Below are 21929 nucleotides of genomic sequence, written 5' to 3' on the forward strand. Positions count from 1 at the left end.
ATAAAAGGCTGATACGGCCGACTGTCGTCCAGCTTCACCTGAAGTATATCTTTCTTAAATGCACGGGTAAACACATTCTGCAACTGCACCATTACCTCTTCCTCCCGTACCTGGTTATCCAGTAACTCGCCCACAACCACCTCCGCCCTTACATCGTAGCGCAAATCGTTTACGTGGTCTATCACTTCTTCAAGTACCGCGGCCTTTTGGGCGTTGTTTACCATGAGGTTAATTATTTAAGGTTTTTCGTTCTCACGCTTTGCCGTTAGTATTACTATCTTTACAAACTCAAGGGCTAACTGCTAACGGCAAAAATAGCGTATTGCTTTAATACTTATTTAGGACGTGGCGTAAATTTTGAGCAGAAAAAAATTCTGATCCGCCAACTATGGCAATTTATCTAAAAAAACACTAAAATTGTAAAAACCTGAAAAACCAATGGCCCCCCGTAAACCCGAAAATGAGAGGAAAGTAACAACTTTCAGACCTTTTGGAAGAATAGCCAGTCATGTTGACCCCATGGTGCTTTACACATTCCTTGGCCTGCTGATAATCAGTATCGTTTTACTTGCATTTCAGCTGGACAATAAACAGGACTGTGCCAATACAGAAATATTACTCAGCCATAAACAACACGCAGACAGTAAAACCTATATTGTAGGAGAGGTTATCACTTTTGAAGCAAAAGATTCCGTAACCCATAACAGCAGCTACGTCTGGGAATTTGGTGACTCTTCCGCAAGGCAGACAGGCTTCCAGGTAAGGCACGCCTATATGAAAGCAGGCAGCTATGTAGCAACGCTCAAATCCGGCAAGTGCTCCTGGACCAAAGAGATAATAGTGGTGATGGGAATTACGGATACCCCCGTTAGTAGCGGCGCCGATATATTCCCCGTGATTACCGGCCCGGATGAGGCCTTCGTAGGCAGAAAGGTGACCTTTACCAACAACACCCCCGGCGCCACCAGCTGGAACTGGCGGCTGCTGCAAAACAATGCTGAAACACATTCCGGCTCTTCAGTAAGCTATGTATTCTCCTCTGTAGGTGAAAGAATATTGACACTCATTGTTAATGGTGACACCAGTCACATGGTGCAGAAACGGGTTACCGTATATCCGGCCATCAAAGAATCCGGTGGCGGAGGGCCTATCATTGCTGATCCATGGCCGGGGCCTCCGCGTGCGGACACGCCTGCCGCCAAACCAGCAGAACCACCTAAACCCAAAGTACCGGCCATTGCGGATGAAGAGTTCCTTCACCTGCTGAAACAAGTACCACTGAAACAAAGGAATGCCTCAGACTTTGCTCAATTCCTCTGCGGCAACCTGGACGTAAGGGTATTACTGAACGATAAACAGACAGATAATTTCTCGCACTTCTGCGCCCGGATACATGGTAAGAAGCGGTTTAAAATAGAGAAAGTAAACCTCGTAAAAGATCCGAACGGATGTGTCACAGAAATCAGAATCCTGTACGATAAAAAAGTGTTAGGGATATTCTAGTTTTCCTGATCAAACTGTAAAAGATGAAAGGAAAATATTATAAGATACCGATGGACTTCTCGCAAATCCTTCAGAAAAAGGATATGCCTTCCATTACGCTGGAAGAGTCTGTGGGGCAACATATACACCTGCTGATCACCACCGTCCTCGGCGAGAACAAAGATGATCCGCAGTATGGCTGCCAGTGGTGGGACAGTGATTTCGACATTAAGGCATCCAACAACGAAGTAAAGGAACAGATCGAGAATGCGGTGAAGGCTTCTATTTCACGCTATGAGAAACGGCTGATACAGATTAAGGTAGTGGCCGCCGTTAACCAGGAGGAACTGTTCCTGGCTCCTGCGCGTAAAATGAAAAAGAAAATCCGTGTAACCGTTACCGGAACACTCGCTAAAAATAATAACCCCTTCCAGTACAGCAGCTATTTCTATATCAGCCCGCTATCGTACGATTGATTAATAGTTTTATGAACAGCATTGCATGAAAGAGAAAAAAGAAAGGATAAAAGACCGGATGTTAAAAACCGCTGCCCGTCTGTGGGGATACCCGGATGCAGAGGTGGAAACATCTTTTGACCCCATCGTACAATTACTGCTGGAAGCCTGTGCCAGTGAACTGGAAAAAATTTCAGGAGAAGTAGATGTATCTCACGCGAGACTTGTGGAAAGACTGGCACAGATCATGATGCCGGAACCTGTTACCAGCAGCCAGCCAGCCTTTGGCATTTTACACGCTATATCAACAGAACCGGTAGCAGACATTCGTGCAGACCACCAGTTCTATCACCATACAAAATCCGGGAGCACCAGCAGTGATGTCTTCTTTTCGCCCGTTACCAATCACCGCCTCTTCAGAGGCCAGCTGCAATACCTGGTAATTGGCAACAAAGTATTTGAAACCCGTGATTACTGGTTCAAGGAACAGGTCCTGCAAGGCCATTATCTGCCCGATACGCCGCCCAATCACCTCTGGATAGGGTTGGCAATGGAGGAAGGATTACAGGGCAATTATGAGGGCATGTCATTCTTTTTTGACCTTCGCAATATCCATCAGCAGGAAATGTTTTATCACTACCTGCCCCTCGCCCGCTTCTATATCAATGATACAGAGCTGACCGTCAAAAATGGATACCACCACAGCCGCAGTGTCATGGAAGAAGAGATAGATCAGATGATGCAGGTAGCCGTGGACACCAATGCCAGGTACAGCCAGCATATACTGCAACGGTACCGCAGACACTTCCTTACTGTAACAGATAAACAGCAACGTGCCGCCAGCGGGTTGCCTGAACAGCTTAGCCGTATCTTTGGCCCACAGGCAGAAAAACTGATTCCCAATATTCAATGGATCAGGATAGAGTTCCCGGAGGCGCTGCACCACACATTACTGGAAGACCTTTATTGCAGCATCAACTGCTTCCCGGTCATTAACAAAAAAAACAACGAGCAATCACTGAAGCTTAACCGCTACCTTAATATCATTCCGTTACAGACCCCGGATATTTTCTTCGATATCAAACGTGTATACGATCTGGAAGGCACCGATTATTATGTGCGTAATTTTGCCACAGCCGGGCAGATGCAGGAGGGCGAGCTGGTAGTACGCACCAGTGGTATCGGCCGTTTTGATACCCGTGAAGCCAAAGAAGTCATTGCCTATCTCATGGAGGTGATCAGGGATGAAAGCTCGTTGTTTGAAGAAGTAAAAAATGATTACGTTACCAACCGCATGCGCGAACTGCATCAACTCATTGCCTCACTGGAAGAACAATTGCAGCCGGGGTCCAATAAGGGTAACATTCCGTATATAATGGTAAAACCGAAGGAAAATGCGGAATACATTTTTATAGATTTCTATTCCACTAACGGCACTGCAGCCAACAATATACGCATGGGCAGTAAAATGCTGGAATACGGCAACATACACACCAAGCCCAGCAGCATTACACTACTCACCAATACACAGGGGGGAAAGGACAGGCTGAATATTGACGAAAAGATCAATCTGTATCGCGCTCATTTGTTGTCGCACAACCGGGTGGTGACACCCGAAGATATGAAAGTGCTGTGCCGCATTATTTTTGGCAACGAGATGAAGTCTGCCACCGTATCCAGGGGCGTGGCCATGCAACCCGGAACCAGTGCAGGCTACAGTCGCACTATAGATATTCACATCGCGCTCATGCAACCTGTTACCAAATATCCGGCAGCCAATCTCACCTATCTCAAAGATGAATTGCTGCTCCAGTTACAGGAGAAATCGGCTAACACATTTCCATACCGCATATTCATTAACGACAAGCCCGTGTGAGCATCTGTGCTACGCAACTGCACGTTGGCGCCAGTTTTCAGCTGATCCAGCGGCACACCTTTCCTGCCATCAGCAGCACATAGTATCACTGTATTACCAAAGCCCAAGTCGACATACACCCGGTTGCTCACCAGCCATCCTTTACCGGATATGCTGGAGGTTTTTCGTATATACACGCCATTGGCCTGCAGATCGTCCAGCAATTGAATGCTTACCAGTCCGCCATCCTGGAAGTTATTATTATTCTGCAGTTTTGCAGCATACGTAACAGTACTTCCTTTGGCTGCTACGGCTTTAGTGCCCACACTGATACGAATTGAATTAAACTCTCTGGCATTACCTGACGGTGGCGGCGTGGAGAATACATTGCCGCTCCTGCTGTTTTTGGCGAATACATTGTATCCGAATCCCGGCATATACATTTCAGGGTTCTCAAACAGCTGCTTGATGGCAATAATCTTGTAGATGTATTCAGCAGTTTCATTATTGAGCATCAGCTGATAGTAATCTGTGCTTCCCTGCCGGCGCACATTACGCGATATATTACCTGACCCCGCATTATAGGCAGCGGCAGCGAGCGTCCATGATTTGAGCTGATCATGAAAGAGACGTATCAGCCTGCATGCAGCATGCGTAGCTTTAATAAGATGGTTGCGTTCATCATTTCCGGCAGTTACATTCAGTCCCAGCTCAGCGGCGGTACCAGGCATGATCTGCCATACGCCCTGTGCACCTACTGGCGAAGTGGCGTTGGTAAGGCCGCTCTCCACGATCGGCAGGTATTTAAAATCGAGTGGCACATGGTATTGTTCCAGGATCGGCTCAATGACAGGAAAGTACAACTCTGCCTTGGAACGCAGGGTAGGCAGATACTTCTGATAACGCAGGTTACGTTTGATGACATCCATGAGGCGATAGGAAACAAACTCCCGCTCCATGGGCACCACTTCACCACAGAAGTCTATCTGCTGTGCAATACCCGGACGGACCAACAAACAAAGGAACAATCCTGTCAGCAACAAATACTTCATAACAGGTGCAATTATTTCGTCACCATATATTTGGGCAGCGTGGAAGCAGGTAGATATAAAACAATCTGTGGCTTGTTCTCTGTAGACTCCAGCACAATGATCACTTCATCATCTTTCTTGAATGTCTTTGAAGGCACTACAAACACTTCGCTGGCTTCACCTTTGGGGGCAATGGTTACCGGCCCGTGCTTATAAAGCAGCGGCATGGAATGCAGTATTACAGAGTCTTTCTTTTCCTTGTGCAGGAGTGTGGCTTTCACCAGTTCAAATGGTTCTTTTGATTTATTGCGTATACGATAGCAGAAGTAGTTCATGTTATTGAGTGTCATGGCCTGTGAATAACCCAGACTTACTCCTTCCACTTTCACTTCATACTGATGGTTCGCGCGGTGGTCTTTCCCAAAGTCCTCAGCGAGCTTGCTTACAGCAACAGTGTCTACTTTTATATCTACTGTTTCAGCCGGCGGGATGTCTGAAAGTCTCAGACCGGAAACATTTCCGGAAGTATTCTTATCGCCCTTTCCCGGCTCTGCGAGTGGTTTTCCGCTTTCCAGTACAGTAGCACCGGTGATCACTGCTCCGCCTTTGGACCTTGACAGTACATATTTCAGTTTGGCGAGATCCGGTTTATCATTATAGGCAACATTATTTGCCAGGATCATGTAGTGGATATTCTCGCCTTCGCGAACAATAAGGTTAGTAGGTTTCGGGTTGGCGGTAACGGGCCTGATGAAAACCATATTGCCATCTACAATACGATAATCATAATCAGCATTTTTACCATCGCCAATCTGGAAGGTACTGATGGGTGAGCCACAGGTGATCAGGGTTGAAGCGCCTCTTGCTGTGTAAATGGTATCTGTTCCTCTGGCAGACTGCGCTGAGGCCTGCTTCAATGTTACACCTGTTAACAAACAAACTATAAATAAGCTGCATAGCACTTGCTTCATTTCTCAAACTTTTAAATTTCAATGTCTGGCACCAAAGGGTCAACCACAGTTCTGATAACTGAAAGCTGACCCTTTATGCTAAAAGATCTTTTTAATAAACTATTTATCCTGTTCGTATTTGGTTTCCCAATCGGTAGCATCATCTCCCTTCTGGCCTTCCATTTTGATCAGGAAGTTTTTAGCGGGGAAATAAGGCTTCAGATGGATATCGAGGTGAATACGATCTTTCTGTATGGGGTCCTGCTCAAAGCGGCGGATATTGAAGTCCTCGATCAGCTTGTCCGGACCGGTGATACCGTCCAGGAAGCGGATGATCTGTTTCATCAGGTCCTTGCGCGTATTCGCGTTGAAGTTTTCAAAGGCGCGGCGATTCAGGAAGTCCATCAGCACTTTCGTAACGAAGTCGAATACACGAACTACGGAGTAGGTCTGTAATCCGAGGTTATCCCCGTTGAACAGTGTTTTGGCACTGAATGCCATTACCTTGCCGTATTCCTTCACCATTGGCACGAGCCCCATTTTTTCGAGGCTGGCAATTTCACTTTTCTTCAGTTCGAATTTAACGCCATCCACTTCATTCATACCACCGAATTTTTTACCGGCAGTAACCTGCGACATCAACGTCTTGTAGATCTTGCCTGCGAGTGCGCCGGAAGGCGGTACATACAGGTTATCCTGTTCGCCCACTTCATCAAACTTACCGCGGCCTACCAGCCAGTTACAGGACATGATCACATTAGAGCGATGTATTTCGCCGCCGGTGAGATTGGCAAGTTCAAACATTTCCATCACATCATCCGGGGCATCAAGGTGTGCGAAGTCGGTGATCAGCATGGCTTTGTTTTCATGCGCGATCTTGGCCCATTTTTCCAGGACCTTGTTGGAACCGAGATAGCCGGGCACAACCAGCAAGCTGTAGTTGCTACGCAGATCGAGTCTGTCGTAGTTATTCACCAGCTCAGTTTGTATGGCGTCGATAAAGCGGGTATTGTCCAGATCTTTAAGCTGTTCCAGCTCAACATTCATGAACGATATATTCTTTACTTTCTCGGACTCTGTATTTTTGAAGAAGAGTGCCACGTTGCGATAAGACTGTTCCAGCTCACGGGTGGCTTCCACGGCTTCACCCAAGTTGGTGGTCAGTACTTTGTCCGCTTCCTCTGCATGAGTGTTGCAGTAATCTACCATTTCAGGCAGTTCATTGGCTTCAGACAAAACTTTCTCCCAGAGGGATAACGTTTTCTTCAGTTTATCTCTCTCGGACTTCTTTGCAGCTTCCGTTAAGAATATATTGCGGCGGGCTTTACGTTCCGGGTTGAGGTTTTGCGCACCTTCCACAGTAGCTTCCAGGAGGTCAAAGCCGCCATATTTAGTGAGTTGGTCAATACTTTTCACCAGGTCAACTTCCTGCTTCGCTGCTGGCTGCTGACCTACGCTCTGCTGGTCTTCCAGCTCCTGGTTTTTCTGTAATTCTGCCATGATAAATAAATTGTAATCAGGGAATGGAGGAATAGAATAAAAAATTACTTCAGATCTTTCAGCAGTCCACGGATAGCGTTCAACATGGCCTGACGGGCTTCCGGGTCTGCCAGTGCCTGTTTCAGGATCTTATTTGTTTTCAGGTGTTTCATAATCTTGAGGTACTGTTCCTTTTCTGTTGCCAGATCATTCAGGAAGGCACTTTGTCCGGTGATACCTTTCACTCCAAAATCTCCCAGGTGATGGAATTCTAATTTCTCTGGAACCGGGCGGCCATCTGCATCGTGAAAGCTAACATTCACTTCCGGTTTGAAATGTTCAAAAACGGCTTCCACGGAGGTGAGACCTTCCACAATTTCCGGTTTTATGGGCGCCTGCTGGGTGAGTTTTTCAGCAAACAGCGTACGGTTATGCGATATTTCCGCAATGGCTTCATTGGCATCCAGTTTCACTTCTGTACCACCAATTCCGTAGTTGTCATTCATAAAAAAAGGTTTTGAATTTTTGGAATTATGGATCCCAGGTACCCTGTTGTTATACCTGGAAGCCAAACAATTTACTATTGAGGTTTACTAACTAATTTTCCAATCGAGTTTTTCATCTACAAGATCCAATGTTACGCTCATATCTTTCTGCAGGCTGCCGTCAATAATCATGCGTGACAAAGGTTTACGCAATTGTCCGCGGATCACCTCCCTGAGCGGGCGGGCACCGTACTGGGGAGAATATCCCAGCATTGCCAGGTGTTTACGTGCAGCCGGTGTGACATTCAGATTAATCTGTTGCTGCTCCAGCAATTGCAATAAATGCCGGAGATGAATATCGAATATTTTTTCCACATTTTCCTGCTGAATAGGACCAAAAGGTACGATTTCCGTCAACCTTCCCAGAAACTCCGGTCTGAAATGACGTGCCATTAGTTCCATCAGTTGCTGTGAAGGCGGTATAACACCTTGCTGAAAAGACTTTGCAATGGTATCGCTTCCTATGTTGGATGTAAACAATACCAGTGCATTAGAGAAGTCGCCGGTTTTGCCCAACCTGTCATGCAGCTTTCCTTCATCCATGATCTGAAGGAAGATATCGAATACGGATGGATGCGCTTTCTCTATTTCATCAAACAATACTACTGCATATGGTTGCTGCCTGATCTTATTCACCAGCAGCCCTCCTTCCTCGTAGCCTACATATCCCGGAGGAGCGCCATAAAGCAGGGCAGCAGCGTGTTCTTCCTTGAATTCCGACATATCAAAGCGGATCATAGAGCGTTCGTCCTGGAAGAGAAAATCAGCCAATGATTTTGCCAGTTCTGTTTTACCGGTTCCGGTAGGTCCCAGGAAGAAGAAAGAACCTATTGGCTGCCCTGGTCTGCTGAGACCAGACCTCGACTCGAGTATAGCGTCAGCAACTGCCTTCAACGCATGATCCTGGCCTACTACTCTTTTTTGCAGATGCAGGTCCATGCTTACCAAGCGTTCCCGCTCCTGTGACTGGATTTTGCCTAAGGGGATGCCAGTAATACCGGCAATCATAGTAGCCAGATCTACCGGTGTAACCTCTTCATGTTTGGCAGCAACAGCGGTGGCCAGTTGTTCCAGTAACTGTTGAAGGTATGTTGTCAGTTCATTGACATCCGATATTTTCTGTACATCCTTATCAGTATGCAATTTACTTGCAAGCAGTGCGCCCAGTCTTTCTGTCATCTGCCTGTAGAACCATTGCAGGTCATCAGCTTTCAGGTTATCCTTTGCCGTTAGCGCTGCAAACTCATCCCGGAGGCTTTGCAGCAATCCCTGTCCGGTATCCTGCATGGCGCGCACTGCTGCCATGGTGCGGTCCAGGAGGTTAACAGCACTGTCTGGCAGGCTGCGTTCCTTCAGGTAACGTTTGGATAAGCGGATAGCGTCATATATACTTTCAGGTAATACTTTGAGTTTATAAAAGCTTTCGTAAACAGGCACCACTGCAGTAATCATACGTGTAGCCTGTGTTTCGTCCGGCTCCGGAAGCGTAATAGTTTCAAAACGGTGCCGCAGGATGGCATCAGGCTCTATGAGCTTACGGAAACCCTCCGGCGTGGTACTGCCGATAAGGATGATTTCGCCTTTACCAAGGGCCGCTTTTAGCACATTGGCCATACCGCCACCGGATTGCTTATCGAGCAGCGTATGCAGGTTATCAATGAAAAGGATATGTCTTCCGCTTTGTTTCAGTTGCTGAATGATTTGCAACAGGCGATCTTCCAGTTCATTTTTATAAGCAGCGCCGGCAATGAAGGCGCCGTAATCAAGTGCATAAATATCTGACGACTGTAGCTGTAAAGGTACCTGCTTCTCAACAATGGCCTTTGCCAACCCTTCTGCCAGGGCCGTTTTACCAACGCCTCCCTCTCCTATGATGAGTACGCTGGCCCTGTCCTTTCGTGTAAGGATCTCCGTTATAGCACGAATTTCGCCATCGCGGCCAATTACAGGATGGAAAGTTTGCAGCAGCTGCGGATCGGTGATACGATATACATATTTTAAGGCGACGGGTTTGGCCGCAACACCTCCGCCGTTATTATTTCCGCTATTGACAGCAGCACTGCTCTTCCCTTTTTTGCTGGCTGCAATCAGTTGATCACGTGTAAAGGGGAACGTTTTCAGCTGCTCGTAAGAGAAGCCTACACCCGGCGTACACAAGGCAATCAACAGGCTCCAGGCGTCTGCCTCTGTGCTGTCATTCTCCAATGCAATGTTAATGGCTTCCTGTAAAACAGTGGCTGCGGCATCATCGGGCTCTGCTTCATCCGGCAGCCGTGATGACCTGGGAAGTTCATCAAGTCTTACTTCGGCCCATTCCTCCAGGTAGTAAACATCGATATTCATCTGGTGCAGAACAGGAGCAAGCCCTACCTCTTTATGCATGCATGCACGAAGGAGATGCGCCGGAGTATAATGCGCATGGAGATATTCCTTAGCGATCGCTTTGGCTATCCTGATCACTGCCTGTAGGTCAGTGCCGAATATGGTCAACGTTGAAAGGGTCATTTGGATGATTCCAGGTTTTTCTGATTATACAAGTTAACAATTACAACTCTCTTCTCCACTCCCCCAAAGGGAAGTCTAGTAAAGATACTGCGAAATTATGTACAGAATATGCAATCTGCAAGAAAAACTACTGCAGCAGCAGTTATGAAGACACACTACAGGGGTAAACATCTCCGCGGAATTATAACAGCGAACACATCACTTCTCTCAAATCCTTATCAACACATCATTACATAAAATATTCAAGCAGGCAGAAATATATAATAATTTATTCACTTAAAACATTAATATAATTCATAAAATTATCAGGCAGGTTCCTGATACATTTACGAGCGTGAAAACGCTGTGGTGGTCCAGATACTGACATTCTGTTTAAGGTCTTCCACCATTTGCAGCTGTGTCAGGAAATCCAGGTAGTAGTCTTTCAACAGCTGCTGATTATTCAGTGATTCATCCAGACCAGCTTCAAAATAATCTCTGCCGTGGCTGATACCAATATAGATTCTGTTGCTGTAAAAAGAAATGAACAGCTTGGCCTGTGAACGTTCCTGCAGGGCGGCAATCTTCTGTAGCAATACCGGTGTGAGCAGTTGCTGGGCCTCTTCCACATCTTTGGCGTATACCATAAACGCTTTATTGAAGGCTGCATCAGAAGGCAATACCTTCTTTCCAAGACTCCATGTTTCGATATATCCTTCATTCGCATTGGGGGAGGCAAAGAGGTTTTCCGACATACTGACACGGGATATTACGTAAACGGGGGTACTAAAATAACGGGGAAACTGCGCAATAAAATAACTTCCTTCAAAAACCACATCCGCATCCTGTCCGCGAAGTGTTACCAGTGGCATATGTGTCACTTTCAGATCACAGAACTGGAAGTTCATCTCGCCTGTTTTACCAAATACCTGGTCATTGCCCGTGATGCGGTAATCTTTCCTTGAAAACAACCCGTTCTCCGTAAACTCCTCATAGCTGGCATAATTAAGCGGTTGATAAGTGTATTCAGGATTGATGAACGCAATAATACGCCTGACCACTCTGTTCTTAAAGTCCTGCTGATAGTCTTTGATTTCTGTAGCACCCCTCGTGCGCATCATGAAATGCCGTATCAGGAAACCGGCACCAGCCATTAGCAATGCGCCTGCTATCACAAAAACGAACAAATCATTACCACCGGAAGTATCCGTGCGGCCGACATCCATAGCCGGACGTATAATGAAGATGAAGAACAATACTACAGGCAGGATACCTAATATCCACATGCGGCGGATCCATGCCCGGCCGGCCACGCGCTTCTGTTCCAGATCTTTCAGATCTTTGTCCAGCTGCTGATCCACGAAAGCGGAAAACTCTTCCAGTGTTTTCATATTATAACATAAACAAGGTTATACAATAGGATATTCTAATTACCGGCCCAGTTAGCAGAAGTATTGCCCTGAACACCACTTCCCAGGCTAAGCAATGCACGGAAAGGCTGTACATTTTCTTCAGACAACGGCAGTTTGTAGGATTTTCTGTCGGGGCCCAGTACAACCTGCGCATATTCCATCGGAAAAAGGCGTATCCTGATCAGACGGAATGGAAGTATGAGTTTATAATCAGTATACGTGTTGATGTTACTGACCTGCTCCCCGCTTTCGAGCCTCCCGATAAACTCCTCTATTTTCTGCCGGCGCTTTGCTGCCTGCCCCAACATAATAATGTAGGGAATCAGCGGCCCTATTACCAGCATGCTTAACATGAAATATACCGCTGCCGGCAGTTTTGAACCACCAGACACCATAGAAGTGAACACCAGTATTAATAACAATATAGCTGCTGTTTCTGCAACTATCAGTGCAGTGATGGTTTGCTTTTTGTCTTTCTCGTGTATTTCAAGCAATCTGGCTTTGAGTTCACGGAGGTTATTCATACTGTATGGTTATAGAAAACGATCAAGGTTAAAAACAATCTGTTCTTCAGGATGGAAAAATTCCCGGAGTTTAACCACATCCATTCAGATCATCAAAATAAAATAAAAACGAGGACATCGCAAAACACAAATCATGGCAGGCGAACCACAACAGGTGGCTGGGCATAATCTGCCCACAGTGCATCGGCCTCTTCCACGGTAATATCCCCTGCGAACACCAGGATGCGATATTTAAGCGTATATACGTTACTGTTATTAAGTCTCCAGGCCTTCATCCTGGTAGGGGTGAAATTGAACATCAGCTCGCCGCCTTCCATATCTTCCGGCCACACACGCAGTGGCTCAGGAGAATCATAATTCTGCGGATGGTTCATAATAAGCATACCTGCCTTTCCCTCCGGCGTCGTCCCGGAAATCTTTACCCATCTGGCCCTGGTACTATCAGCATCTTTCCGGGTTTTACCTTCAGAGGTAAGCACCTGGCTTGTTTGTGCGGTAAAAGCAGCAGTAGTACGCAGTCCAAACCCTCCGCCATAACGGTATTGCATCAGGGTAATACCGCTGTCTGTAGCGCATGTGAAAATAGAAGTAAAATCCCACAGACGGCGGGAAGCATTGTCTGTAGCGCGATAGGCGCGTATATCCCATATTTCGTGAAGTGCGGTCTTTTCCCGGCCATCTTTCAGCAAAGCGACATGATCCTGTTCTGCTGTGAATCCACACCATTGCCCCCCGATAGTGGTAGTCAGCATTTTCCGGAAACGGACTTTCCCGTCTTTCTTCTGAATGTTCCAGAAATCTGTTTCGCGCCCTTCGAAATAAGTATGCGTCCATGGATTCCAGATGCCCATGTGATGACGGTGGCCTGCATTGGGGAAGATGTTGGTAAGCACAGCGCCATTGGGCGCCCACAATGGGTGTATAAAGGCATTGCGGCGGTACAGGGTATCTGTTCCTGCTGGCGGCTCCACGGTGGCGTGATTATACTGGAGTATCTTTCGGTCGTTCTGCTGCAAGATGATCGCACCAGCGTAATCATTCACCCGCATGTCCGGCATGGCAGCAAGCGGCGTCCGTGTCTTTTTCAATTCATATCTGCGGGTAGCACCAGCGTTGGTAACACCACTAAGCATCCATGACACACTATCATTATGGATAGTAACGGGAACGGGTATACGCTTACCATTCGTCACTTCCTCCATCCTCAGCAAACGTTCATCCGTACTATCTTTCATCGGCGCATAAACAATGCTGTTCATACGCTTTAAGTTACCAGCCCTTACCTCATAACGGGCAATCACCTGTGCATATAGAGCATGATGCAGCAGTAATATCAGAAATGGAATAATAAGATAAACTTTCATAACGGGAGCAATGTAACGACTAAAAATACGTTATAGTTTACCGGTGTGCAAGTACCCTGCGTAATGAAATGATATTTTTGCAAAAAGCCATAATAAAGTTTTCAATCCCTATTTTTGGAGCTTAATCAATGAAGACGCTATGGCTATACCGGTAATACATATGCTGACGATGAAACTGATTATTACTAACAAGACGAACCTGCAGAAGAAGTATGGAGCCCATCACCAAACTATCCTGGATGCCCTGAAAACCCTGCAGACATATGATGCTACCCGGCAGTTACAGACACATATAATTTTTGTAGATGATCCGGTGCAAATGAAATCCTTCCAGGCCACGCCTGTTACTGAACACAATAGTGACGCACAGTATAAACAGGCGATAGATGAACTATATCACTTCTTTACGCCAGGCTATATTATGCTGATAGGCTCGCAGGATATTGTGCCCTTTCAGCGGCTGAAGAATATGCTTTCCGGAGAGAATGATCCCGACAGCCTTATCCCCAGCGATCTGCCATATGCGTGCGACATGCCTTATGATAAAGATCCCGGCAAGTTTATTTCTCCTACCAGGGTGGTAGGCCGTCTGCCGGACATTCCCGGTGTAAGCGATCACAGCTACCTGTTGTCGCTGCTGAACGACATACCCGCCGTAAAACCGCTGCCACAGAGCGAATACAAGCATTATTTTTCCGTCAGCACATTCGACTGGCAAGACTCAACACAAAACAGTCTGCAGCAGATATTTGGCAATAACAAGAGCCTGCTGGTACTCCCCGGTGAACCCAATATCACCGGCGATAACTGGACTGCTGCACAATTACAGCCCAGGACTCATTTCATCAACTGTCATGGTGCCATCTATAATCCCGGCTATTATGGACAGCAGGTAACCAATTTCCCGCTGGCCATGAGATCAGATGGATTAGCCAATAAGATCAGCCACGGTACGGTGGTAGCCACAGAATGTTGTTACGGCGGACAACTGTTTGATCCCGGAAAGAACGACGCGAAACTGATGAGCATGGCCAATAGCTATCTGCTCAACCATGCGGTAGCCTTTGTTGGTAGCTCCAACATCGCCTATGGCCCGCCAAAAGGACAAGGACTTGCAGACCTCCTCACCCAGTTCTTCCTGATCAATATACTGAATGGCGCCTCTACCGGAAGAGCCTTACTGGAAGCAAGACAACGCTTCCTCAATGAAATGGGCCCTACCCTCGATCCGTTTGAGCTCAAGACAGCCGCTCAGTTCTACCTCCTGGGTGACCCATCCATACAGCCGGTTATCAACGATAAAGACCCAAGCACAGACGGACAGGAGAAAGCCTTCATCAATACAGTACAAAACCGCCGCGATAATCTCGAAGCGCGTGGTAAAATGCTGCACAACTTTATTGCTGTTCCCCAGGAAACCGGTACACCCACTCCTGATAAGGGCCTACAAAATGCCATGCATTCACTACTGGATGAAAAGGAATTCAAAGACAAACCGCTGCCAAAAACATTTGTAAATCATCACCAAGCCGGCGAACCCACTGAACAATCCATGCCATCTGTAAAATTTCATGTATTTTCGGAATCAGCAGCAGGGGGGGCATCCACCTCCACAAAAGTGCTGGTGGTAAAAGAAAAAAACAATCAAATACTTGGTTATCGTGAATATGTCAGCAGATAAAAACAATCAGGGAAACCATCCTTCAACAATCACCCTGACGGGCCGGCTGGTACTGCGTACCTTCGGGAAGTTCAGCAAGAGTGAACATCTGGGCGTATTCCTGGTAACTGCACAGGGTGACTACCTGATACGGCCTGCCGGGTGTAATCCATTCATGGAAAATCCGCTGATGGAACAGGCAGGTAAAACTATCACCACTACCGGGTATATTGTTGACTACGTCTTCCTGGCACAATCATGGCAAGAAGAGCCTGACTGATCAAACATATGTGCTTAGTTATTTTTTTCTTATTTTGTTAGTGAATGCTTCCCGCTAAGCGCTGAAGGCAAGGGACCCTATGAACTTTTCGAATTTTATCCGTACACTGATCCATGATGGTCAATTAACTGTGACAGCACGCAACACACCGGTTACTCCGGAAGAATTATGCGATATGACAGCTGTCATGCAGGATTACTACAATAACGATGTTGCTGATCTGCCCGGTGCTGCCCCGGCATTTGACCCTGTAGCTGCTGTGACTGCCGCCCGGTATATCTATAATATCATGCATGAAAAGAACCTGGTAGAATCATTTAGTGTAGCCGGCACCGTTACCCCATCCGCCATCTATTCCGCAGATCTCTGCCTGCGCTTCCTCCCCGACCTCCTGAGTATTCACAAAAATAGGCCAACTGCCACCGCTATTCTCGCTACTGCCGCCCACTGGCCCTTTTCTTCCACAGGAATGAATGTCCGCACAGATAGCAATGTGGAAGTGATTATATCTCATTCTTCTCTCCTACAGGCTTATGCAGACAGAATCATTGCCAGCAAAGACGCGGCCAGGTGTAATCATCCTGAAGTGATGGCCATCGTCACTACCTCACTTGGCAATTATGCAGATCTGCTCTGGCCTGGTTTCAGAAGAACATTTGAACATCACGACTGACGTAGTACAGCACCGATACCCGGCCCGTCGGCATAAAAGATTTTTCCGTCTTCGATGCGTATACCATCAGCCGTATCTTCTGCCAGCAATAACGGTCCATCCATATCCACATAATCCAGCAATGGCAGCAAATGCGCTACAGCAGAGGTTCCCACTGTACTTTCATTCATACTGCCTGTCATTACCTTCATGCCTGCTTCCCTCGCTTCCCTGATCATACGTAGTGCCGGTGTAATGCCCCCGCATTTGGTAAGCTTGATATTGATGCCGTGAAAGTGACCACGACAACGGGCTACATCCTGCTCCACAATACAGCTTTCATCCGCTATCAGTGGTAACACTGACTCATCAAACACTATTTTCATATCGTCCCAGTTAGCCGCAGGCATAGGCTGTTCTATAAATTCCACCCCTAGATCTTTCATGGCAGCAGCGTTACGGAGTGTTTCTTCCACGTTCCAGGCACAATTGGCGTCTACCCGGAAAACTGCGTCTGTGTGCTTTCTCAACTCCCTGATAATAGCAATATCGTCCTGTGTGCCAAGCTTGATCTTATAAATGGGCCAGGGAAATTCCTGCAGCTTTTTCACCATATTTTCGATGGTATCAATACCGATAGTATAATCAGTGAGCGGATTATGGGAGACGTCGAGGTGCCATACTTCATACAGTTTCTTCTGCTGCATTTTGGCATAAAGATCCCAGGCAGCCAGGTCCAGTGCACAGAGGGCAAACATGTTATCCTGCAGGCGTGGATACATTTCCTGCCAGAAAGCTTCGGGAGTCGTAAGCGTATATTGCTCGATAAAGGGCCGATGTGCATTGATTGCTTCCATCAGGCGCGGCACGGTCATATTGTAGTAAGAGTTATCAGCCGTTTCACCGAGGCCACTGTAGCCATCCTGTGCCAGTTCAGCTACCAGTAAAGGTTGTACGTCTTTCGATTTACGTGAGATGGTAAACGTATACCTGAATTTTAATTCGAAAGGATAGAGTGTCAGTTTCATTTTTATCAGTATTCGTAGTGGTCAATGGGATGAGGTATCCTGTACCGCCAGTAATGGGCAGCAATGGCGGGAATATTAATCCGTTCTTCATCCGGGTGCTGTGCCGGGATATAGCCCGCCGCCGCCAGCAGGTCCTGTATCTGAAAGATGCGCCACATGGCAGCCGCCTGCATATGTTGTGTGATGATCTCCTGTATAAGCTCCGGCGTAGCATTTGCCGGTGCGGGAACAGCATGCTGCAATACCTCCTGATAATATCTCCGGGAGAGACCTTCATCTTCCTCCCACCAGCCACGCAGTGTGCTCATGTCATGGTTAGAAGGCGTCAGTACAGAGAGATACGGCGCGCCTTTAATATCTGCAAAGTTATGACCCGGCGTCTTGGGCAGCCGTTGTATCTCCAGTCCCAGTATACCAAGCTGCTTCATTACATCCGGTACACAATGCGGTACCATGCCTATATCTTCACCACAGATCAGCATTGCAGAAGCGCGTTTCAGTATGGGTAACTTATGCAGGGCTTCTTTGCGCCAGCGGCTTTCCTGGCGCGCATAGAAATAATCATAGTAGAGCGATGTCAATCTTTCCTGTGTAACAGCATCCAGCGCTGCAAACGAAGCAGTGGAAATCAGGTCATAACGGAGATGGTATAACGCTTTCCCACGCAGTTCCACCTTTATCAGCAGCACTTCCGCAACAAGACGAAACAGTGCCGCTTCCATCGCTTCAGGTAGCTGGAGGTCCCTGATCCGGCGCTGGGTGTTATAAGCGGGTTGTAATATATATCTGTCTTTATCTGCCTGCAGCAGGTAAGTATCTTTTATAACCTCAGCGTAGTTGCCAAAAACATCTTCCAGCAATGCTCCTGTTATCCACGGCTGGCAATAGCGTTCTTCATCAAACGCGATGCCTCGTTGCAGCAGCTCTTCCTTGCTAACGGGAACGGCTGGATGAAAATATCCAAGTAGTCCCTGTACTGCATGCATGGGTATCTGCCAGATGCGAAAAAAACCAAGTATATGATCAATGCGCAATATATCGAAGTAACCGGCCAGATGGCGCAGGCGCTGCTGCCACCAGCTGTAGCCGTCGTCTGCCATTTTCTTCCAGTTATAAGTGGGGAAGCCCCAATTCTGGCCCTGCGTAGTAAAGCTATCCGGAGGTGCGCCAGCCTGCATATCGAGATGAAAGAGATCCGGATGCATCCAGGCATCTACGCTGTAACGGGAGATACCAATAGGCAGGTCTCCCTTCAGGGCAATACCATAGCTGTGTACAGCCTCAGTTGCGGCTTCCAGCTGCAGGTGCAGGTGATACTGTACAAAGAAATGGAAATGGGCCGCTTCTGCTGCAACAGCATCTTTCACTATCAGGCGGTTAATAGCCGTATAGTCGTACACGTTATATAGCGGCCACCGGGCATAATCGCAGGTATCATAGGTATCCCGGAGGTAACAGAAAACAGCGTAGGGAAGCAACCAGTGCTCATTGGCAGCAAACCAATGCCAGTAGTCGCGTGTCTGCAACTTCTCCCCTTCCGCCTCATACAGGGCTTTAAGATATTTCAGCTTAAAGGAGATCATGGATTCATAATCTATCTTCTCCGCTTCATTGAGATGTTGCCTTAATATATCAAACTGTTGCTCAAGCGGATGCGATGCCGGTAGCCTCCCCACCTGTTGCAGACGGATGTACTGCGGGTGCAGGGCAAAGGAAGAGATCGCTGCATACGGATAAGAATCACGCCAGGTACCTGTATTGATAGTATCGTTCACCGGTAGTAGCTGGATGAGTTGCAGGTGGTTGTGCTGCGCCCAGCGGGCCAGGTCAGGCAGGTCGGCAAACTCACCGGTACCCAGGCCTTCTTCGCTGCGCAAACTGAACACCGGTACAGCTACGCCTGCTCCTTTCCAGTCGGGATAATTGATGCGGACAAATGCATCATGCAGGATCACCTGTCTGTCGCCTACCGCAGCTGTATATAGTTCTCTGTTGCCGCCTTCTTCATAATACAGGAAGTGTGCTTCGGCTGTATCATAGACGCCGTATTTGTATTGTATGATAACACCGGCACCTGTCAGATCCACGGCTGCGCTAAACCAACCATTTGTATCATATTCCAGTAATATAGGTTGCACTGTATCCCAGCCCCCCAGTTGCGGAACGTTACCCAGCAGGCAGATAGCTTTACCAACAGGGAGCAGCGGCGCCTGCACACGGAATATATGTGTGCCTGTTTGTCCGTCAACAGATAGTGAAGTCGGGCGGTTAAAGAATACGCGGGTAAAAGGAGCGGTAGTCCAGGCGTTCTCTATGCAGGCAGCATCATTCCAGGTGTCGATAAAAACCGTCTCCGGGTGTAATCCGGGTGTAATGGTAACTTCCCTCACTGCACCTTCATATTTCACTTCCTCCAGATCCCGGAGCAGGTATTGATAACGCAGGATGAAAGCCCCGCCGGTAATATTCACTTCTGTATACCACCATTCATGATTCATGCAGTTGAGACGATGCGCCTGCTGTGGCACATCACTGCCGAGGGCAGGCATATTTCCCAGCAGGAACATTTCCTGCCCATAGTGCGTATGATAACGGATGTAGAACCTGATAATCTGATGCATGGCGTGCCTGGCTAAGGACAAACAAAATAATAAAAAGCTTCCAGCTGGAAGCTTTTTATTACCGGAAAATAAAAAGAGGGCAGCCCCAAAAGCAAAAGAATGCTTTTGGGGCTGCCCCTGTATATTAACAGCTAATGCTGTTAGCTATTATTATTTCACTTCTTCAAACTCCGCGTCAGTTACGCCGTCGCCACCTGCATTAGCCTGGCCCTGTTGACCGGCATCTGCCTGTTGTGCGCCACCGTCAGGCTGACCCTGAGTAGCTTTGTACAGCTCTTCAGAAGCGGCAGTCCAGGCAGCTTCCAATTCAGTGGTAGCACTGTCTACCTGCGGAATATCCTGAGCTTTGTGTGCTTCTTTCAGTTTGTTGAGCGCTGTTTCGATAGTGGTTTTCTTATCAGCAGGCAGTTTGTCACCGTAATCTTTGATCTGTTTTTCAGTCTGGAAGATCAGGCTGTCTGCTTTGTTGAGTTTTTCCACTTTCTCGCGTTGCTCTTTATCGGAAGACTCATTAGCTTTTGCTTCGGCTTTCATCTTTTCGATTTCTTCCTTGCTCAAGCCGCTACCAGCTTCGATTTTGATACTCTGGGTTTTACCGGTGCCTTTATCTTTTGCAGATACGTGCAGGATACCGTTAGCATCGATGTCGAAGATAACTTCGATCTGCGGAACGCCACGTGGTGCCGGAGGAATATCTCCCAGGATGAAACGGCCCAGTGTTCTGTTCTGGTTCGCCATCGGCCTTTCTCCCTGCAGTACATGGATTTCCACGCTAGGCTGGTTGTCAGCAGCAGTAGAGAAGGTTTCAGATTTCTTGGAAGGAATAGTGGTGTTGGACTCGATCAGTTTGGTGAATACACCGCCCATTGTTTCAATACCGAGAGACAGCGGAGTAACGTCCAGTAACAGTACGTCTTTCACTTCGCCTGTCAGTACTCCACCCTGGATAGCAGCACCTACGGCTACTACTTCATCAGGGTTCACACCTCTGTTTGGTTTCTTACCGAAGAATTTTTCCACTACTTCCTGGATCTTAGGGATACGGGTAGAACCACCTACCAGGATCACTTCGTCGATCTCAGAAGTATTCATGCCTGCGTCTTTCAGGGCTTTACGGCAAGGCTCCAGTGTTCTTTCCACCAGGCTGTCGCTCAGCTGTTCGAATTTAGCGCGGGTCAGTTTTTTCACCAGGTGTTTGGGAACGCCATCCACAGCAGTGATATAAGGCAGGTTGATTTCTGTTTCAGCAGAAGAAGACAGTTCAATCTTTGCCTTTTCAGCAGCTTCTTTCAGACGCTGCCAGGACATTGGATCTTTATGTAAATCTACGCCCTCGTCTTTCTTGAATTCGTCAGCCAGCCAATCCATGATCACTTTATCGAAGTCGTCACCACCAAGGTGAGTGTCACCGTTGGTAGATTTTACTTCAAATACGCCGTCGCCGAGTTCCAGGATGGAGATATCGAATGTGCCGCCACCAAGGTCAAATACAGCGATTTTGCTGTCGTGATGTTTTTTATCCAGACCATAAGCCAGTGCCGCAGCGGTAGGCTCGTTGATGATACGGCGTACAGTGAGACCGGCAATCTCGCCTGCTTCTTTGGTAGCCTGACGCTGCGCATCGTTAAAGTAAGCAGGTACGGTGATAACCGCTTCTGTCACTTCCTGGCCCAGGTAGTCTTCCGCTGTTTTCTTCATTTTCTGCAGGATCATGGCAGAAATTTCCTGCGGTGTATATAATCTGCCGTCAATATCTACACGGGTGGTATTATTATCGCCCCTCACTACTTTGTAGCTCACATGCGTTAATTCATTGGTTACTTCGTCAAAATGACGGCCCATGAAACGCTTTACTGACATAATAGTGTTAACAGGGTTGGTAATAGCCTGACGCTTTGCAGGATCACCCACTTTTCTTTCTCCGTTTTTCAAAAATGCCACTACTGACGGGGTTGTTCTCCTTCCCTCATCATTGGCAATCACTACCGGTTCGTTACCTTCCATAACGGCAACGCATGAGTTGGTAGTACCTAAGTCAATGCCTATTATTTTTCCCATAGTATTAAGATTCTCCTTTAGTTGTAAGTTAAAGTCGTATTTGCCCTAG

18 protein-coding genes are annotated in these 21929 nt (G+C 47.3%); 6 read left to right on the forward strand and 12 right to left on the reverse strand.

Annotated elements, in window-relative coordinates; translation table 11 throughout:
* Positions 1 to 224, reverse strand: a 224-nt coding sequence (locus tag VM802_RS05435; protein ID WP_325528795.1) for a hypothetical protein, incomplete at its 3' end; no start/stop codon positions are given.
* Positions 225 to 438: 214 nt separating this feature from the next.
* Between VM802_RS05435 and VM802_RS05440 the strand changes: the two genes are divergently transcribed.
* The 3 genes from VM802_RS05440 to VM802_RS05450 are packed head-to-tail and all read left to right on the forward strand — an operon-like array spanning position 439 to position 3813.
* A complete protein-coding gene (locus VM802_RS05440; protein WP_325528797.1) occupies positions 439 to 1503 on the forward strand; it encodes a PKD domain-containing protein in 1065 nt (354 codons plus the stop codon).
* A 23-nt stretch (positions 1504 to 1526) separates the two neighbouring features.
* Positions 1527 to 1958 carry a GPW/gp25 family protein gene (locus tag VM802_RS05445; protein ID WP_325528799.1) on the forward strand — a complete coding sequence of 144 codons (432 nt, stop codon included), beginning with the start codon at positions 1527 to 1529 and terminating at the stop codon, positions 1956 to 1958.
* Positions 1959 to 1983: 25 nt separating this feature from the next.
* The gene (locus VM802_RS05450; RefSeq protein WP_325528801.1) at positions 1984 to 3813 is read left to right on the forward strand and encodes a hypothetical protein; all 1830 of its coding nucleotides are present in this window, start codon (positions 1984 to 1986) and stop codon (positions 3811 to 3813) included.
* Here VM802_RS05450 and VM802_RS05455 read toward each other — a convergent pair.
* From VM802_RS05455 to VM802_RS05490, 8 genes are all read right to left on the reverse strand, one after another.
* Entirely contained in the window at positions 3723 to 4844 is a 1122-nt protein-coding gene (locus tag VM802_RS05455; protein ID WP_325528803.1) for a transglycosylase SLT domain-containing protein, read from the reverse strand. The genes VM802_RS05450 and VM802_RS05455 overlap by 91 nt on opposite strands.
* Before the next feature lie 11 nt (positions 4845 to 4855).
* Positions 4856 to 5794: a hypothetical protein gene (locus VM802_RS05460; RefSeq protein WP_325528806.1), complete on the reverse strand. Its 939-nt coding sequence runs from the start codon at positions 5792 to 5794 to the stop codon at positions 4856 to 4858.
* Between the two features lie 99 nt (positions 5795 to 5893).
* Positions 5894 to 7273, reverse strand: a complete 1380-nt coding sequence (locus VM802_RS05465) for a DUF5458 family protein (protein ID WP_325528808.1) — start codon at positions 7271 to 7273, stop codon at positions 5894 to 5896.
* Positions 7274 to 7317: 44 nt separating this feature from the next.
* Positions 7318 to 7758, reverse strand: coding sequence for a hypothetical protein (locus VM802_RS05470; protein ID WP_325528810.1), 441 nt, complete (start codon positions 7756 to 7758; stop codon positions 7318 to 7320).
* A gap of 87 nt (positions 7759 to 7845) precedes the next feature.
* Positions 7846 to 10302 (reverse strand): AAA family ATPase, encoded by a 2457-nt coding sequence (locus tag VM802_RS05475; RefSeq protein ID WP_325528812.1) that lies wholly within the window; start codon positions 10300 to 10302, stop codon positions 7846 to 7848.
* A gap of 326 nt (positions 10303 to 10628) precedes the next feature.
* Entirely contained in the window at positions 10629 to 11672 is a 1044-nt protein-coding gene (locus tag VM802_RS05480; RefSeq protein WP_325528814.1) for a DUF3137 domain-containing protein, read from the reverse strand.
* Positions 11673 to 11707: 35 nt separating this feature from the next.
* Positions 11708 to 12217 (reverse strand): hypothetical protein, encoded by a 510-nt coding sequence (locus tag VM802_RS05485; RefSeq protein ID WP_325528816.1) that lies wholly within the window; start codon positions 12215 to 12217, stop codon positions 11708 to 11710.
* Positions 12218 to 12348: 131 nt separating this feature from the next.
* Positions 12349 to 13581 carry a DUF6807 domain-containing protein gene (locus VM802_RS05490; protein ID WP_325528818.1) on the reverse strand — a complete coding sequence of 411 codons (1233 nt, stop codon included), beginning with the start codon at positions 13579 to 13581 and terminating at the stop codon, positions 12349 to 12351.
* Positions 13582 to 13750: 169 nt separating this feature from the next.
* On the opposite strand from VM802_RS05490, the gene VM802_RS05495 reads away from it, so the two are divergent.
* The 3 genes from VM802_RS05495 (at position 13751) to VM802_RS05505 (ending at position 16194) form a co-directional block, all read left to right on the forward strand.
* Entirely contained in the window at positions 13751 to 15262 is a 1512-nt protein-coding gene (locus tag VM802_RS05495) for a C25 family cysteine peptidase (RefSeq protein WP_325528820.1), read from the forward strand.
* On the forward strand, positions 15249 to 15521 hold the full coding sequence (locus VM802_RS05500; protein ID WP_325528822.1) for a hypothetical protein: 273 nt from the start codon (positions 15249 to 15251) through the stop codon (positions 15519 to 15521). The genes VM802_RS05495 and VM802_RS05500 overlap by 14 nt, the downstream gene beginning before the upstream one ends.
* A gap of 79 nt (positions 15522 to 15600) precedes the next feature.
* Positions 15601 to 16194, forward strand: a complete 594-nt coding sequence (locus tag VM802_RS05505; RefSeq protein ID WP_325528824.1) for a conflict system bpX4 domain-containing protein — start codon at positions 15601 to 15603, stop codon at positions 16192 to 16194.
* On the opposite strand, the gene VM802_RS05510 is transcribed toward VM802_RS05505, so the two are convergent.
* From VM802_RS05510 to dnaK, 3 genes are all read right to left on the reverse strand, one after another.
* Positions 16185 to 17201, reverse strand: a complete 1017-nt coding sequence (locus tag VM802_RS05510) for a dipeptide epimerase (RefSeq protein WP_325528826.1) — start codon at positions 17199 to 17201, stop codon at positions 16185 to 16187. The two genes, VM802_RS05505 and VM802_RS05510, sit on opposite strands and share 10 nt — an antisense overlap.
* Positions 17202 to 17206: 5 nt before the next feature.
* Entirely contained in the window at positions 17207 to 19822 is a 2616-nt protein-coding gene (locus tag VM802_RS05515) for a 4-alpha-glucanotransferase (protein WP_325528828.1), read from the reverse strand.
* A gap of 150 nt (positions 19823 to 19972) precedes the next feature.
* Entirely contained in the window at positions 19973 to 21880 is a 1908-nt protein-coding gene (dnaK, locus tag VM802_RS05520) for a molecular chaperone DnaK (protein WP_325528829.1), read from the reverse strand.
* Between the last annotated feature and the right edge of the window lie 49 nt (positions 21881 to 21929).

Source organism: Chitinophaga sp. (genome assembly GCF_035538455.1).
Taxonomy (GTDB): Bacteria; Bacteroidota; Bacteroidia; order Chitinophagales; family Chitinophagaceae; genus Chitinophaga.

What these genes read in the sequence shown, in the direction of transcription:
- VM802_RS05440 (WP_325528797.1), top strand. Translation starts at nt 439, where the DNA reads ATGGCCCCCCGTAAACCCGAAAATGAGAGGAAAGTAACAACTTTCAGA.
- VM802_RS05445 (WP_325528799.1), top strand. Translation starts at nt 1,527, where the DNA reads ATGAAAGGAAAATATTATAAGATACCGATGGACTTCTCGCAAATCCTT.
- VM802_RS05450 (WP_325528801.1), top strand. Translation starts at nt 1,984, where the DNA reads ATGAAAGAGAAAAAAGAAAGGATAAAAGACCGGATGTTAAAAACCGCT.
- VM802_RS05455 (WP_325528803.1), bottom strand. Translation starts at nt 4,844, where the DNA reads ATGAAGTATTTGTTGCTGACAGGATTGTTCCTTTGTTTGTTGGTCCGT.
- VM802_RS05460 (WP_325528806.1), bottom strand. Translation starts at nt 5,794, where the DNA reads ATGAAGCAAGTGCTATGCAGCTTATTTATAGTTTGTTTGTTAACAGGT.
- VM802_RS05465 (WP_325528808.1), bottom strand. Translation starts at nt 7,273, where the DNA reads ATGGCAGAATTACAGAAAAACCAGGAGCTGGAAGACCAGCAGAGCGTA.
- VM802_RS05470 (WP_325528810.1), bottom strand. Translation starts at nt 7,758, where the DNA reads ATGAATGACAACTACGGAATTGGTGGTACAGAAGTGAAACTGGATGCC.
- VM802_RS05475 (WP_325528812.1), bottom strand. Translation starts at nt 10,302, where the DNA reads ATGACCCTTTCAACGTTGACCATATTCGGCACTGACCTACAGGCAGTG.
- VM802_RS05480 (WP_325528814.1), bottom strand. Translation starts at nt 11,672, where the DNA reads ATGAAAACACTGGAAGAGTTTTCCGCTTTCGTGGATCAGCAGCTGGAC.
- VM802_RS05485 (WP_325528816.1), bottom strand. Translation starts at nt 12,217, where the DNA reads ATGAATAACCTCCGTGAACTCAAAGCCAGATTGCTTGAAATACACGAG.
- VM802_RS05490 (WP_325528818.1), bottom strand. Translation starts at nt 13,581, where the DNA reads ATGAAAGTTTATCTTATTATTCCATTTCTGATATTACTGCTGCATCAT.
- VM802_RS05495 (WP_325528820.1), top strand. Translation starts at nt 13,751, where the DNA reads ATGAAACTGATTATTACTAACAAGACGAACCTGCAGAAGAAGTATGGA.
- VM802_RS05500 (WP_325528822.1), top strand. Translation starts at nt 15,249, where the DNA reads ATGTCAGCAGATAAAAACAATCAGGGAAACCATCCTTCAACAATCACC.
- VM802_RS05505 (WP_325528824.1), top strand. Translation starts at nt 15,601, where the DNA reads ATGAACTTTTCGAATTTTATCCGTACACTGATCCATGATGGTCAATTA.
- VM802_RS05510 (WP_325528826.1), bottom strand. Translation starts at nt 17,201, where the DNA reads ATGAAACTGACACTCTATCCTTTCGAATTAAAATTCAGGTATACGTTT.
- VM802_RS05515 (WP_325528828.1), bottom strand. Translation starts at nt 19,822, where the DNA reads ATGCATCAGATTATCAGGTTCTACATCCGTTATCATACGCACTATGGG.
- dnaK (WP_325528829.1), bottom strand. Translation starts at nt 21,880, where the DNA reads ATGGGAAAAATAATAGGCATTGACTTAGGTACTACCAACTCATGCGTT.